The following is a 14,119-nucleotide window of genomic DNA, read 5'->3' as shown; positions in this document are numbered from 1 at the left end:
ACGACCTTGCCAAGGTCGGGGTCGCGAGTTCGAGTCTCGTTTCCCGCTCCAAATTTCTTCCTTTATCCAGTTTATCCACAGTGCGAAATCGCGCCGGGGATGATTTTCATTGCCTATCCAAAAATACTGTAAACAGAGTTATCCACAGGCTGTCGTTTGGCTGACGGCGCGATAAATGCTTCACTTTGTAAATAGTATTGTCGTATCTGATTGAAATTTAACATTTAAATTTCATTTCAAACTGTTAATTCGATCACTTGACGTACGTCTGCCCGTTGAAACGCAATGTGTTTTTGTTTTTATTCACAGCCTGTGAATGAATCAGGCGTCGCGCGGTAATCCTTTCTCGACCACCCTGACCAGGCGTAATTTCTGCGGCAACTGCACTTCGATAACGTTGGCGTTTCGCTTTTCGATCTGCTGCGCAACCGCCCATTCAATGTGTTCATCGAGAAGTGGGTGCTCACCTCGGCGACTTTCCAGCGCGACCAGATTGGCTTCATTCCAGGGAGCATTACCGAGCGCGACGGCGATATTGCGTAACCAGCGTAAGTGACCGATACGGCGTATCGCCGATCCCTCAGTGACTTTCAGGAACCAGGCTTCGCTCCAGGCGAACAGCTCAATCAGCTGCGGCGCATGTAGCGCTTTACGCGGGCTGAAGTCCTCTTCATCGGTGAGCTGCGAAAAACGGTTCCACGGACATATCAACTGGCAATCATCGCAGCCGTAAATACGGTTGCCGATAAGCGGACGAAATTCTTCCGGGATGGCGCCTTCCAGCTCGATGGTCAGATAGGAGATGCAGCGTCGCGCGTCAACGGTATAGGGCTCGACGATGGCGCCGGTGGGGCAGATAGTCATACAGGCGACACAGCGTCCGCACTCTTCGGCAACCGGCTGGTCTACCGGTAGCGGAAGATCAATAAGCAGCTCGCCGAGGAAGAAAAACGATCCGGCCTCGCGGCTTAAGATAAGTGAGTGCTTACCTGTCCAGCCAAGGCCCGCTTTTTCAGCGATTGGCCGCTCCAGGATAGGCGCGGAATCGACAAACGGTCTAAAATTGAGCGAAGCACACTGTTCCTGAATCATCTCGCCGAGTTTTTTCAGGCGGTTACGTAGCAGCTTATGATAATCACGCCCCAGGGCATAACGGCTGACGTAACCCAGCGTGGGATCTTTCAGAGTGCTGGCGAAAGCAGCATTGGCGGGCAGGTAGTTCATGCGCACGCTAATCACGCGTAGCGTACCGGGCAGCAGTTCATGCGGCCGGGCGCGCATCATGCCGTGGCGAGCCATCCATTCCATTTCGCCATGGTATTGTTTATCCAGCCATGCCTGTAGTTTAGGTTCGCTGGCGCTGAGATCGGTATCGGTAATACCGACCTGCTGGAAGCCAAGCTCGGTGCCCCATTGTTTGATTTGTTGCGCTAAATGATTGAGATCGAGGGGCTGTGACATGATGGACCATACAATGACGAAAAACCCTGACAGTATACCACACATCGTATGGCCAGCGGAGACGCTGCGCCAGGCGGAAAGAGAGGCGGCGGATAGTCTCGGGCTGACGCTTTTTGAATTGATGCGGCGTGCCGGCGAGGCGGCGTTTCAACTGGCCCGCAGCCTTTATCCCGCCAGCCAGCACTGGTTGATTCTTTGCGGCCACGGCTATGTCGTCGCGCGACTGGCGCAGGCGCAGGGCATCGCGGTAACGCTACTGGCGCTGGAAAGCGATAAGCCGCTGCCGGAAGAGGCGCAGGCCGCGCGGGAAGAGTGGCTCAATGCCGGCGGCGTCATCCACGCCGCCGATAGCGCCTGGCCGGATGATATCTCATTGATTATTGACGGGCTGCTCGGCACCGGCCTGCATAGCGCGCCGCGCGCTAACGTCGCCGGGCTGATTGAACTGGCAAATGCCTATCCCGCGCCGGTTATTGCGCTTGATATCCCCTCCGGGCTGAACGCGCAAACCGGCGCGACGCCTGGCGCGGTAATCCACGCCGCCCATACCCTGACGTTTATCGCGCTAAAACCCGGACTACTGACCGGCAACGCCCGCGACGTCGTCGGGCGCTTACATCATCATGCGCTCGGGCTGGAGCGCTGGCTTGCCGGGCAAAACACCGCTATTCGCCGTTTTTCCGCAGCGCAACTGGCAGGCTGGTTGCCGCCGCGTCGCCCGACGTCGCATAAAGGCTCGCATGGTCGGCTGGTGATTATCGGCGGCGATCGTGGCACCGCTGGCGCCATTCGTATGGCAGGTGAGGCCGCGCTGCGTGCCGGCGCGGGTTTAGTACGCGTGCTGACCAGGGCGGAAAATATCGCGGGCATTGTGACTGCCAGACCGGAATTGATGGTCCATGAGCTGAACGGTGACTCTCTTGCCGAGAGCCTGGAGTGGGCGGATGTCGTGGCGATTGGTCCCGGTCTTGGGCAAAGCGAATGGGGTAAAGCGGCGCTGCGGCAGGTAGAGAATTTTCGCAAACCGATGGTCTGGGATGCCGACGCGTTGAACCTGCTGGCAATCAATCCCGATAAACGTCACAATCGCGTGTTAACCCCGCATCCTGGCGAAGCCGCCCGTTTATTGAATATCAGCGTGGCAGAAGTTGAAAGCGATCGCTTACATTCTGTACAACGTCTGGTAAAACGGTATGGCGGCGTGGTGGTGCTAAAAGGCGCAGGAACCGTCGTGGCGAATAACGCGGGGGAAATCGGTATCATTGATGCCGGTAATCCCGGAATGGCCAGCGGCGGGATGGGCGATGTGCTCACCGGCATTATCGCCGCGCTGTTGGGACAGGGGCTGACCCCATATGATGCCGCTTGCGCAGGCTGCGTGGCGCACGGCGAAGCCGCAGACCGGCTGGCCGCCAGAGATGGCGCCCGCGGGATGCTGGCGACCGATCTTTTTTGCACGCTGAGGCGTGTTGTTAACCCGGATGTGATTGACCTAGACCATGATTAACCGTGTGATTCCTTTACCCGACGAGCAGGCGACATTAGACCTTGGCAACCGCGTAGCGCAGGCCTGTAGCGGCGCGACGGTTATCTATCTGTATGGCGATTTAGGCGCGGGTAAAACCACCTTCAGCCGCGGTTTTCTGCAGGTCCTTGGCCACCGCGGCAATGTCAAAAGCCCAACGTATACGCTGGTGGAGCCTTACACCCTCGACAATCTGATGGTGTATCACTTCGACCTCTACCGGCTGGCGGATCCTGAGGAGCTCGAATTTATGGGGATCCGCGATTACTTCGCTAACGATGCCATCTGCCTGGTAGAATGGCCGCAACAAGGCGCGGGTGTACTGCCTGACCCGGATGTCGAAATTCACCTGGATTATCAGGCGCAAGGGCGTGAGGCGCGCGTAACGGCGGTCTCTTCATTGGGTGAGTCTTTATTGGCGCGTTTAGCCATTTAGCCTAAAGGATGACGGGATGAAGTATCGTATAACCAGTTGGCTGGCCGCCGCTCTGATGCTGCTCGGCACTCAGGCATCCGCGGCAAGTTTATCCGATATCCAGGTCTCAAACGGCGATCGGCAGGCCCGCATCACGCTAAGTTTTGTCGGCGATCCTGAATATTCTTTCACCCCGCAAGGTAAGCGGGCGGTGGCGTTGGATATCAAACAAACCGGCGTACTTCAGGGGCTGCCGCTGCAGTTTAGCGGTAATAATCTGGTCAAGAGCATTCGTTCCGGCTCGCCTCAGGATACGCAATCGCTGCGTCTGTTGGTCGATCTGACGGAAGATGGTAAAACGCGGGCGGTGAAGCAGCAAAATGGCGCCAACTATACCGTCGTCTTTACCATTAACGCCGATGTGCCGCCGCCACCTCCGCCGCCGCCAGTGATAGCGAAACGGGTCGAAGCGCCGGTAGTGGCGTCGCGTCCGAGCGCGCCGCCGCGCAATCCGTTTAAAAACTCTGGCAGCGACAGAACCACGGTGGTGACCAGCAGTCAGCCGGCGATGACCAACAACCAGACCATCAGCCGTCCGGCGGCGCGTACCGTCTCTTCTGACGATAAAATTATTATCGCCATTGATGCCGGTCACGGCGGCCAGGATCCTGGCGCCATCGGACCGGGCGGCACCAAAGAGAAAAACGTCACGATTGCTATCGCCCATAAACTACGGGCGTTGCTCAACGACGATCCGCAGTTTAAACCGGTGCTAACCCGCAACGGCGACTACTTCATCTCGGTTATGGGGCGTTCGGACGTGGCGCGCAAACAAAACGCCAATTTCCTTGTCTCTATCCATGCCGATGCGGCCCCGAACCGCGACGCGACCGGCGCATCGGTGTGGGTGCTCTCTAACCGCCGCGCGAATAGCGAAATGGCCGGCTGGCTAGAACAGCATGAGAAACAATCCGAACTTTTGGGCGGTGCGGGCGACGTGCTGGCAAATAGTCAGTCGGATCCTTATCTGAGCCAGGCGGTGCTGGATTTACAGTTCGGCCATTCCCAGCGCGTCGGTTATGATGTGGCGACGGATGTACTAAGCCAGCTGCAGCGGGTCGGTAATCTCCATAAACGCCGCCCGGAGCATGCCAGCCTTGGCGTTCTGCGCTCGCCGGATATTCCGTCGATCCTCGTCGAAACCGGCTTTATTAGTAATAACGGCGAAGAGCGCCTGCTGGGTAGCGATGATTACCAACAGCAGATTGCAGAGGCGATTTATAAAGGGCTGCGTAACTATTATATGCAGCACCCGCTGCAATCAGCGCCGCGCGGCACGGCTGCGCAAACCGCCAGCGCCAGTTCGCCTGGCGGGACGTTGATTAACTAAGGAGAAGGTCATGCCGATTCAGGTTCTACCGCCGCAGCTCGCCAACCAGATTGCCGCTGGCGAGGTGGTGGAACGTCCGGCGTCGGTAGTGAAGGAGCTGGTTGAGAACAGCCTTGATGCCGGCGCAACCCGTATCGACATTGATATCGAACGCGGGGGCGCGAAGCTTATCCGTATTCGCGATAACGGCTGTGGGATCAAAAAAGATGAGCTGGCGCTGGCGCTGGCTCGTCACGCCACCAGTAAAATCGCCTCGCTGGATGACCTTGAGGCGATCATCAGCCTTGGCTTTCGCGGCGAAGCGTTGGCCAGTATCAGTTCCGTCGCCCGCCTGACGCTGACTTCGCGTACCGCGGAGCAGCACGAGGCATGGCAGGCTTATGCTGAAGGGCGCGACCAGGCAGTGACGGTGAAACCGGCGGCGCATCCGATAGGCACCACGCTGGAAGTCCTGGATCTGTTTTACAACACCCCCGCGCGGCGCAAGTTCATGCGTACCGAAAAAACCGAGTTTAATCATATTGATGAAATCGTCCGCCGCATCGCGCTGGCGCGTTTCGATGTAACGATTAATCTCAGCCATAACGGCAAAATGATGCGCCAGTATCGCGCAGTGGCGGAAGGCGGCCAGCGTGAACGCCGCCTCGGCTCGATTTGCGGCGCGGCGTTTCTGGAACACGCGTTGGCCATTGAGTGGCAGCATGGCGATCTGACGCTGCGCGGCTGGGTTGCCGATCCGTTGCATACCAATCCGGCATTAGCGGAAATCCAGTACTGCTACGTCAACGGGCGTATGATGCGCGACCGGCTGATCAACCATGCCATTCGCCAGGCCTGTGAAGACAAGCTGGGCGCTGACCAGCAGCCGGCGTTTGTGCTGTATCTGGAGATTGACCCGCATCAGGTTGATGTCAACGTGCATCCGGCGAAGCACGAAGTACGTTTCCATCAATCGCGGCTGGTGCATGATTTTATCTATCAAGGCGTACTGAGCGTGCTGCAGCAGCAACTGGATGCGCCGCTGGTGGAAGAAGACGAAGCTCCCGCGCCGCGGCAGGTGCCGGAAAACCGCGTAGCGGCAGGCGCTAACCATTTCGCTCGCCCATCGCCTGCCCGGGAACCGGCGGCGGGTTATGATACCCGCGCGCCGCGCGAACCTGCCGCCTCTGGCGGCGGCTATAGTGCAGGCGGCGCCAGCTGGCCCCACGCGCAGCCGGGTTACCAAAAACAGCAGGGGGTGCTTTACCGTCAACTGCTGCAAACCCCGGCGGTGGAAAAGCAGCCCGTTGCGCCGGCGCCTGCGGAAAGCCTGGCAGCCCACAGCCAAAGCTTTGGCCGGGTGCTGACTATTATCGGCAGCGATTGCGCGCTGCTCGAGCGCGGCGGCACATTGGCGTTGCTGGCGCTGCCGGTGGCGGAGCGCTGGCTGCGTCAGGCGCAGCTAACGCCGGGCGCGGAAGCGGTTTGCGCGCAGCCGCTGCTGATCCCGCTACGTCTTAAAGTGAGCGAAGCAGAACGTAAGGCGCTGGAAAAGGCGCAGCCGGCGCTGGCGCAATTGGGTATCGATTTACAAGCAGATGCTCAGCACGTGACGGTCCGCGCGGTGCCTTTACCCTTAAGACAACAAAATTTACAAATCTTGATTCCTGAACTGATAGGCTACCTGGCGCAGCTAACGGCATTCGACGTCGGCGACATTGCCCAGTGGACGGCGCGTAATCTGACGAGCGAGCACGCGCAGTGGAGTATGGCGCAGGCGATTTCCGTGCTGGCGGACGTTGAGCGTTTATGTCCGCAGCTGATTAAAGCGCCGCCGGGTGGTCTGTTACAACCTGTTGATTTACATTCGGCGATGACAGCCCTGAAAGATGAGTGATGTAACTGAGGCGAGCCTGCCTAAGGCAATTTTTTTAATGGGGCCGACGGCCTCCGGTAAAACCGCATTAGCTATCGCCTTGCGTAAAGTTTTGCCCGTAGAGTTGATTAGCGTCGATTCCGCCCTCATCTATCGAGGAATGGATATCGGCACGGCCAAACCCGATGCCGCGGAGCTTAGCGCTGCGCCGCATCGGTTGCTGGATATCCTTGATCCGGCAGAGTCGTACTCGGCGGCGGATTTTCGCCGCGATGCGTTGGCGGAAATGGCGGATATCGTCGCCGCCGGGCGCATCCCGCTGCTGGTCGGCGGAACAATGTTGTACTTCAAAGCGTTGTTGGAAGGGTTATCGCCGCTGCCTTCGGCGGATCCCGCAGTCAGGGCCAGAATTGAGCAACAAGCAGCAGAGCAGGGGTGGCACGCATTGCACCGGCAGTTACAGGACATCGATCCCGTGGCCGCCGCGCGTATTCATCCAAATGATCCGCAAAGACTTTCCCGAGCACTGGAAGTTTTTTTCATTTCGGGTAAAACTTTAACGGAACTGACGCAAACGTCAGGAGAGGCTCTGCCGTATCAGGTGCATCAGTTCGCCATCGCCCCGGCGAGCCGTGAACTGCTACATCAACGCATTGAGCAGCGTTTTCATCAGATGTTGGCTTCAGGTTTTGAAGCAGAAGTGCGGGCGCTATTTGCCCGTGGAGATTTGCATACGGATATGCCTTCCATTCGTTGTGTCGGATACCGCCAGATGTGGTCATACCTTGAAGGCGAGGTCCCGTATGATGAAATGGTTTATCGAGGTGTTTGCGCGACGAGACAGTTAGCTAAACGTCAGGTCACCTGGCTGCGTGGTTGGGAAGATGTTCACTGGTTAGACAGTGAGCAACCTGAACAAGCGCTCAACAAAGTATTACAGGTTGTTGGTGCTAGCCAGAACTGAACGTGTACAATTGAACGGTATCGTGCGTAATTTTTTTTAAGAATCGTAAGGTTCTGAGTACAAAACAAGCATACATATAAGGAAAAGAGAGAATGGCTAAGGGGCAATCTTTACAAGATCCGTTCCTGAACGCTTTGCGTCGGGAACGTGTTCCGGTTTCTATTTATTTGGTGAATGGTATTAAGCTGCAAGGGCAAATTGAGTCTTTCGATCAGTTCGTGATCCTGTTGAAGAACACGGTCAGCCAGATGGTCTATAAGCACGCAATTTCTACTGTTGTTCCGTCCCGTCCGGTGTCTCACCACAGCAATAATGCTGGCGGCGGTGCAAACAACTATCACCACGGTGGTAGCGCGCAAGGTTCTTCTGCGCCGCAGCAAGACAGCGACGACGCCGAATAAGGCTAATGCTGTTTTTCCACGTCGGGGAGCCAGGTTTTCTGCGTTCCCCGCTGGTATTTTATAAGGGGTTTACGCTTGTTTGACCGTTATGATGCCGGTGAGCAGGCGGTACTGGTACACATCTATTTTTCGCAAGACAAAGATATGGAGGATCTCCAGGAGTTTGAATCCCTGGTCTCTTCCGCCGGTGTCGAAGCAATGCAGGTGATTACCGGTAGCCGTAAAGCACCGCACCCGAAGTATTTTGTTGGTGAAGGTAAGGCTGTTGAAATTGCGGAAGCCGTAAAAGCGACCGGCGCCTCGGTCGTGCTGTTCGATCATGCCTTGAGTCCGGCCCAGGAACGTAACCTGGAGCAGCTTTGCGAATGCCGGGTTATCGATCGCACCGGTCTGATTTTAGATATTTTTGCCCAGCGAGCGCGTACCCACGAAGGGAAACTGCAGGTTGAGCTGGCGCAGCTGCGCCATCTGGCCACCCGTCTGGTACGCGGCTGGACCCACCTTGAAAGGCAGAAGGGCGGGATTGGTTTGCGCGGACCGGGTGAAACCCAGCTCGAAACCGACCGTCGATTGCTGCGTAACCGTATTATGCAGATCCTGTCGCGACTGGAAAAAGTAGAAAAGCAGCGCGAGCAAGGTCGGCGGTCACGCGCTAAGGCCGATATCCCTACCGTCTCGCTGGTGGGATATACCAACGCCGGAAAATCAACGCTGTTCAACCAGATAACCGAAGCGGAAGTCTATGCCGCGGACCAACTGTTCGCCACCCTGGACCCAACGCTGCGCCGCATTAACGTCACCGACGTCGGCGAAACGGTACTGGCTGACACCGTAGGCTTTATTCGTCATCTGCCGCACGATTTGGTGGCGGCGTTTAAAGCGACGCTGCAGGAGACGCGTCAGGCGACGCTGCTGCTGCACGTTATCGACGCGGCGGATGTCCGCGTGCAGGAAAATATTGATGCAGTAAATACGGTCCTTGCTGAAATCGAGGCCGATGAAATCCCGTCATTGCTGGTGATGAACAAAATCGATGTGCTTGACGATTTTGAACCGCGCATCGATCGGGATGAAGAGAATAAACCGATTCGGGTCTGGCTCTCCGCCCAGACCGGAGTTGGCGTACCACTGCTTTTTCAGGCGTTAACAGAACGTCTTTCCGGCGAAGTGGCTCAGCATACGCTGCGTTTACCACCGCAGGAAGGTCGTCTGAGAAGCCGGTTCTATCAGCTTCAGGCGATAGAAAAAGAGTGGATGGAGGATGACGGCAGCGTAAGCCTGCAAGTGCGCATGCCCATCGTGGACTGGCGTCGCCTCTGCAAACAAGAGCCTGCGTTGGTCGACTACGTGGTTTGACCTGGCCTGAAGATATTAACCCCTGTGGGGATATCAAAAACAAATATGGAGCATATACATGGCGTGGAATCAGCCCGGTAATAACGGACAGGACCGCGACCCGTGGGGAAGCAGCAAGAATGGCGGCAACTCTGAGGGAAATGGCAACAAAGGCGGTCGCGATCAGGGGCCGCCCGATCTGGATGATATCTTCCGCAAGTTAAGCAAAAAACTTGGCGGTCTCGGCGGCGGTAAAGGCGGCCAGGGTGGCGGTAATGTGACGCAGGGGCCGCGCGGCCCGATGGGCGGGCGCATTGTCGGCATCGTTGCTGCAGCGGCGGTGATTATCTGGGCAGCCAGCGGTTTCTATACCATCAAGGAAGCGGAACGTGGTGTGGTGACACGCTTTGGCAAGTTCAGCCATCTGGTTGAGCCAGGTCTGAACTGGAAGCCAACCTTTGTCGATAATGTGCAAGCGGTGAACGTCGAGTCGGTTCGTGAGCTGGCCGCATCTGGTGTGATGCTGACTTCCGATGAGAACGTCGTGCGCGTTGAGATGAACGTACAGTACCGGGTGACCGATCCGGAGCGCTACCTGTTTAGCGTGACCAGCGCCGACGATAGTCTGCGTCAGGCCACCGACAGCGCCCTGCGCGGCGTCATCGGTAAGTACACCATGGACCGTATCCTGACCGAAGGTCGTACCGTTATCCGTAGCGATACCCAGCGCGAGCTGGAAGAGACCATTCGTCCGTACAACATGGGTATTACCCTGCTGGACGTCAACTTCCAGACGGCGCGTCCGCCGGAAGAGGTGAAGGCCGCGTTTGATGATGCCATTGCCGCGCGTGAGAACGAGCAGCAGTACATCCGCGAAGCGGAAGCTTATACCAACGAAGTTCAGCCGCGTGCGAACGGTCAGGCGCAGCGTATCCTCGAAGAGGCGCGTGCGTATAAAACCCAGACCGTACTGGAAGCACAGGGTGAAGTCGCTCGCTTTGCGAAGATCCTGCCGGAATATAAAGCCGCGCCGGAAATTACCCGCGAGCGTCTGTATATCGAAACCATGGAAAAAGTGCTGAGCCATACCCGCAAAGTGCTGGTTAATGACAGCAAGGGCGGCAACCTGATGGTGCTGCCGTTGGATCAGATGCTGAAAGGCGCCACTGGTGCGCCGGCAAAGAGCGATAGCAGTGGCGCAAGCGATCTGCTGCGCCTGCCGCCTGCGTCCAGCTCAAGCAGCGCCAGCACCTCATCAACCTCGAGTTCAACCGGGGGTACCATTATGGACCAACGCCGCGCCAACGCGCAGCGTAACGACTACCAGCGTCAGGGGGAATAACGATGCGTAAATCTGTTATCGCGATCATTGTCGTCGTGCTGGTAGTGCTCTACATGTCTGTCTTCGTGGTGAAAGAAGGCGAGCGTGGCATTACGCTGCGCTTTGGCAAAGTTCTGCGCGACGATGAGAACAAGCCGCTGGTGTATGCGCCGGGTCTGCACTTCAAGATCCCGTTTATTGAATCCGTGAAAATGCTGGATGCGCGTATCCAGACCATGGACAACCAGGCTGACCGCTTTGTTACTAAAGAGAAGAAAGACCTGATCGTCGACTCCTATATCAAGTGGCGCATCAGTGACTTCAGTCGTTACTATCTGGCGACCGGCGGCGGCGACGTCTCCCAGGCCGAAGTTCTGCTGAAGCGTAAGTTCTCTGACCGTCTGCGCTCTGAGATTGGTCGTCTGGACGTGAAAGACATCGTGACTGATTCCCGCGGTCGTTTGACCCTGGAAGTGCGTGATGCGCTGAACTCCGGTTCTGCAGGTACAGAAGATGAAGTCTCGACGCCGGCAGCCGATGACGCTATCGCTAAAGCGGCAGAGCGTGTAGAAGCTGAAACTAACGGTAAGGTTCAGGTAATCAACCCGAACAGTATGGCGGCGCTGGGTATTGAAGTCGTTGACGTACGTATCAAGCAGATCAACCTGCCGGCTGAAGTGTCTGAAGCGATCTACAACCGTATGCGCGCCGAGCGTGAAGCGGTTGCTCGTCGCCATCGTTCACAAGGTCAGGAAGAAGCGGAAAAACTGCGCGCGACCGCGGACTATGAAGTGACCAAGACCCTGGCGGAAGCCGAGCGTCAAGGGCGTATTCTGCGCGGTGAAGGCGATGCCGAGTCGGCAAAACTGTTTGCCGATGCATTCAGTCAGGATCCGGGCTTCTATGCCTTTATCCGTAGCCTGCGCGCCTATGAGAAGAGCTTCCAGAGCAACCAGGACGTGATGGTCCTCAGCCCGGATAGCGATTTCTTCCGTTACATGAAGTCACCGGATTCTGTGCGTAAATAAGCCGGGTCAGTGTGAAATCAGAAGGCGCCTTGCAAGAGGCGCCTTTTTTCATGCCATAGATTGTGATTTTTCTCTCAGCTAGTGGTTTCATATAGCCTATGAAATGCCGGAGAATGTGAAGAAAGAAAAGGGTTTTGCGGTAATACTCACCGGCGCCAAACTGGCGGCGGTTTTGTTTTTCGATAAGGGTCATCAATAATGAATGCAACAATTTGGCTGGCACTGGCGCTGGTTTTAGTTCTCGAAGGTCTTGGCCCACTGCTTTATCCCCGTGCCTGGCGCAAGATGGTAGCGACCATGAGCCAACTGCCGGATAATTTATTGCGTCGCTTTGGCGGCGGTCTTGTGGTAGCTGGTATCGTCATCTACTACATGTTGAGGAAATCGATTGGCTGATCAAAAAACAATCGTATTACCCTCATTTTGAGTGCAAAAAGTGCTGTAACTCTGAAAAAGCGATGGTAGAATCCATTTTTAAGCAAACGGTGATTTTGAAAAAATGGGTAACAACGTCGTCGTACTGGGCACCCAATGGGGTGACGAAGGTAAAGGGAAGATCGTCGATCTCCTGACTGAACGGGCTAAATATGTTGTGCGCTACCAGGGTGGCCATAACGCAGGCCATACTCTCGTAATCAACGGTGAAAAAACCGTCCTCCATCTTATTCCATCAGGTATTCTCCGTGAGAATGTAACCAGCATCATCGGTAACGGTGTTGTGCTGTCTCCGGCTGCGCTGATGAAAGAGATGAAAGGTCTGGAAGACCGTGGTATCCCTGTTCGTGAGCGTCTGCTGCTGTCCGAAGCCTGTCCGCTTATTCTCGACTATCACGTTGCGCTGGATGTTGCGCGTGAGAAAGCACGCGGTGCGAAAGCTATCGGTACAACCGGTCGCGGTATCGGCCCGGCTTACGAAGATAAAGTCGCCCGTCGCGGCCTGCGCGTTGGCGACCTGTTTGATAAAGCTACCTTCGCTGACAAACTGAAAGAAGTGATGGAATATCACAACTTCCAGTTGGTGAACTTCTATAAAGCAGAAGCGGTCGACTATCAAAAAGTGCTGGACGATGTGATGGCGATTGCCGACATCCTGACCAGCATGGTCGTTGACGTCTCCGATCTGCTGGATCAGGCGCGTCAGCGCGGCGACTTCGTGATGTTCGAAGGCGCGCAGGGCACGCTGCTGGATATCGACCACGGTACCTATCCGTATGTAACTTCCTCCAACACCACTGCTGGTGGCGTGGCGACCGGCTCCGGCCTGGGCCCGCGTTATGTGGATTACGTTCTGGGTATCATCAAAGCTTACTCTACTCGTGTAGGCGCGGGTCCGTTCCCGACCGAGCTGTTTGATGAAACCGGCGAGTTCCTGTGCAAGCAGGGTAACGAATTCGGCGCCACTACCGGCCGTCGTCGTCGTACCGGCTGGCTGGACGCTGTCGCGGTACGCCGCGCGGTGCAGATTAACTCCCTGTCCGGCTTCTGCCTGACCAAACTGGACGTCCTGGACGGCCTGAAAGAAGTGAAAATCTGCGTCGGCTACCGTATGCCGGACGGCCGTGAAGTGACCACCACTCCGCTGGCTGCCGACAACTGGGAAGGTATCGAGCCTATCTACGAAACCATGCCGGGTTGGTCCGAAACCACCTTCGGCGTGAAAGAGCGCAGCGGTCTGCCGCAGGCAGCGCTGAACTATATCCAGCGTATTGAAGAGCTGACCGGCGTGCCGGTTGATATCATCTCTACCGGTCCTGACCGTACTGAGACTATGATTCTGCGCGACCCGTTCGACGCGTAATCATCATCCAGGGGCGCCGTTCGGGCGCCCTTGTTTTTGCAGTTCGCCCGCCCCATTTCAAATAAATTAGCGGCCTGAGCGCTGGCTGGTTTATCATCAATAGAGTTAATACCCGCGGATTCACCGCTTTCCCCTTACCCTGAGGTTGATGTGCAGTTAACGAGTTTCACCGATTATGGATTACGTGCGCTGATTTATATGGCGTCGTTGCCGGATGACCGAATGACCAGTATTTCCGAGGTGACGGATGTCTATGGCGTTTCCCGTAATCATATGGTCAAAATAATCAATCAGTTAAGCCGTGCTGGCTACGTGACGGCCGTGCGGGGAAAGAATGGGGGGATTCGCCTTGGCAAGCCAGCTAAAATGATTCGCGTGGGTGATGTTGTGCGCGATCTTGAGCCGCTATCGCTGGTGAATTGCAGCAGCGAATTTTGCCACATTACTCCCGCTTGCCGCCTGAAACAGGCACTTGCCGAAGCCGCGCAAAGTTTCCTGAAGGAACTGGATAACTACACGCTGGCCGATTTGGTTGAAAAGAATCAACCGCTATATAAATTATTACTGGTGGAAGAAAAGCGCTGAGTGATTCGCGCCGCAGCGTAAAGAGAACTCACAAAGCGGCG

At 56.2% G+C, this 14,119-nt stretch carries 13 protein-coding genes; 12 read left to right on the top strand and 1 reads right to left on the bottom strand.

All coding sequences use genetic code 11. The annotated features are described in order from the left end of the window. Positions 1–321: 321 nt before the first annotated feature. On the bottom strand, positions 322–1,461 hold the full coding sequence (gene queG, locus ABLU86_RS17240; protein WP_015368639.1) for a tRNA epoxyqueuosine(34) reductase QueG: 1,140 nt from the start codon (positions 1,459–1,461) through the stop codon (positions 322–324). 13 nt (positions 1,462–1,474) lie between these two features. Between queG and nnr the strand changes: the two genes are divergently transcribed. From nnr to nsrR, 12 genes are all read left to right on the top strand, one after another. Next, a complete protein-coding gene (gene nnr, locus ABLU86_RS17235; RefSeq protein ID WP_348796028.1) occupies positions 1,475–2,968 on the top strand; it encodes a bifunctional ADP-dependent NAD(P)H-hydrate dehydratase/NAD(P)H-hydrate epimerase in 1,494 nt (497 codons plus the stop codon). After that, on the top strand, positions 2,961–3,422 hold the full coding sequence (gene tsaE, locus ABLU86_RS17230; RefSeq protein ID WP_348796029.1) for a tRNA (adenosine(37)-N6)-threonylcarbamoyltransferase complex ATPase subunit type 1 TsaE: 462 nt from the start codon (positions 2,961–2,963) through the stop codon (positions 3,420–3,422). The genes nnr and tsaE overlap by 8 nt, the downstream gene beginning before the upstream one ends. Positions 3,423–3,438: 16 nt before the next feature. Further along, positions 3,439–4,791 (top strand): N-acetylmuramoyl-L-alanine amidase AmiB, encoded by a 1,353-nt coding sequence (gene amiB / locus ABLU86_RS17225; protein ID WP_348796030.1) that lies wholly within the window; start codon positions 3,439–3,441, stop codon positions 4,789–4,791. A gap of 10 nt (positions 4,792–4,801) precedes the next feature. Further along, entirely contained in the window at positions 4,802–6,667 is a 1,866-nt protein-coding gene (mutL, locus tag ABLU86_RS17220; RefSeq protein WP_204278869.1) for a DNA mismatch repair endonuclease MutL, read from the top strand. After that, positions 6,660–7,610, top strand: coding sequence for a tRNA (adenosine(37)-N6)-dimethylallyltransferase MiaA (miaA, locus tag ABLU86_RS17215; RefSeq protein WP_015704169.1), 951 nt, complete (start codon positions 6,660–6,662; stop codon positions 7,608–7,610). Before mutL ends, miaA begins: the two co-directional genes overlap by 8 nt. Positions 7,611–7,702: 92 nt before the next feature. Further along, positions 7,703–8,011: an RNA chaperone Hfq gene (hfq, locus tag ABLU86_RS17210; RefSeq protein ID WP_015368633.1), complete on the top strand. Its 309-nt coding sequence runs from the start codon at positions 7,703–7,705 to the stop codon at positions 8,009–8,011. Positions 8,012–8,086: 75 nt separating this feature from the next. Continuing rightward, positions 8,087–9,367: a ribosome rescue GTPase HflX gene (hflX, locus tag ABLU86_RS17205; protein ID WP_015368632.1), complete on the top strand. Its 1,281-nt coding sequence runs from the start codon at positions 8,087–8,089 to the stop codon at positions 9,365–9,367. A 58-nt stretch (positions 9,368–9,425) separates the two neighbouring features. Then, a complete protein-coding gene (gene hflK, locus ABLU86_RS17200; RefSeq protein WP_015368631.1) occupies positions 9,426–10,688 on the top strand; it encodes an FtsH protease activity modulator HflK in 1,263 nt (420 codons plus the stop codon). A gap of 2 nt (positions 10,689–10,690) precedes the next feature. Next, positions 10,691–11,695, top strand: coding sequence for a protease modulator HflC (gene hflC, locus ABLU86_RS17195; protein ID WP_015368630.1), 1,005 nt, complete (start codon positions 10,691–10,693; stop codon positions 11,693–11,695). Positions 11,696–11,893: 198 nt separating this feature from the next. Then, entirely contained in the window at positions 11,894–12,091 is a 198-nt protein-coding gene (locus ABLU86_RS17190) for a DUF2065 domain-containing protein (RefSeq protein ID WP_015368629.1), read from the top strand. Between the two features lie 103 nt (positions 12,092–12,194). Beyond that, positions 12,195–13,493, top strand: a complete 1,299-nt coding sequence (locus ABLU86_RS17185) for an adenylosuccinate synthase (RefSeq protein WP_002885665.1) — start codon at positions 12,195–12,197, stop codon at positions 13,491–13,493. 150 nt (positions 13,494–13,643) lie between these two features. Further along, the gene (gene nsrR, locus ABLU86_RS17180; protein ID WP_015368627.1) at positions 13,644–14,078 is read left to right on the top strand and encodes a nitric oxide-sensing transcriptional repressor NsrR; all 435 of its coding nucleotides are present in this window, start codon (positions 13,644–13,646) and stop codon (positions 14,076–14,078) included. The last annotated feature ends 41 nt before the right edge of the window (positions 14,079–14,119 follow it).

The sequence above is a fragment of the Klebsiella sp. JN_Kp121 genome (assembly GCF_040062145.1).
Classification (GTDB): domain Bacteria; phylum Pseudomonadota; class Gammaproteobacteria; order Enterobacterales; family Enterobacteriaceae; genus Klebsiella; species Klebsiella aerogenes.
The sequence above is the reverse complement of the archived record's forward strand: the minus strand, read 5'-3'. Positions and strand labels throughout refer to the sequence as shown.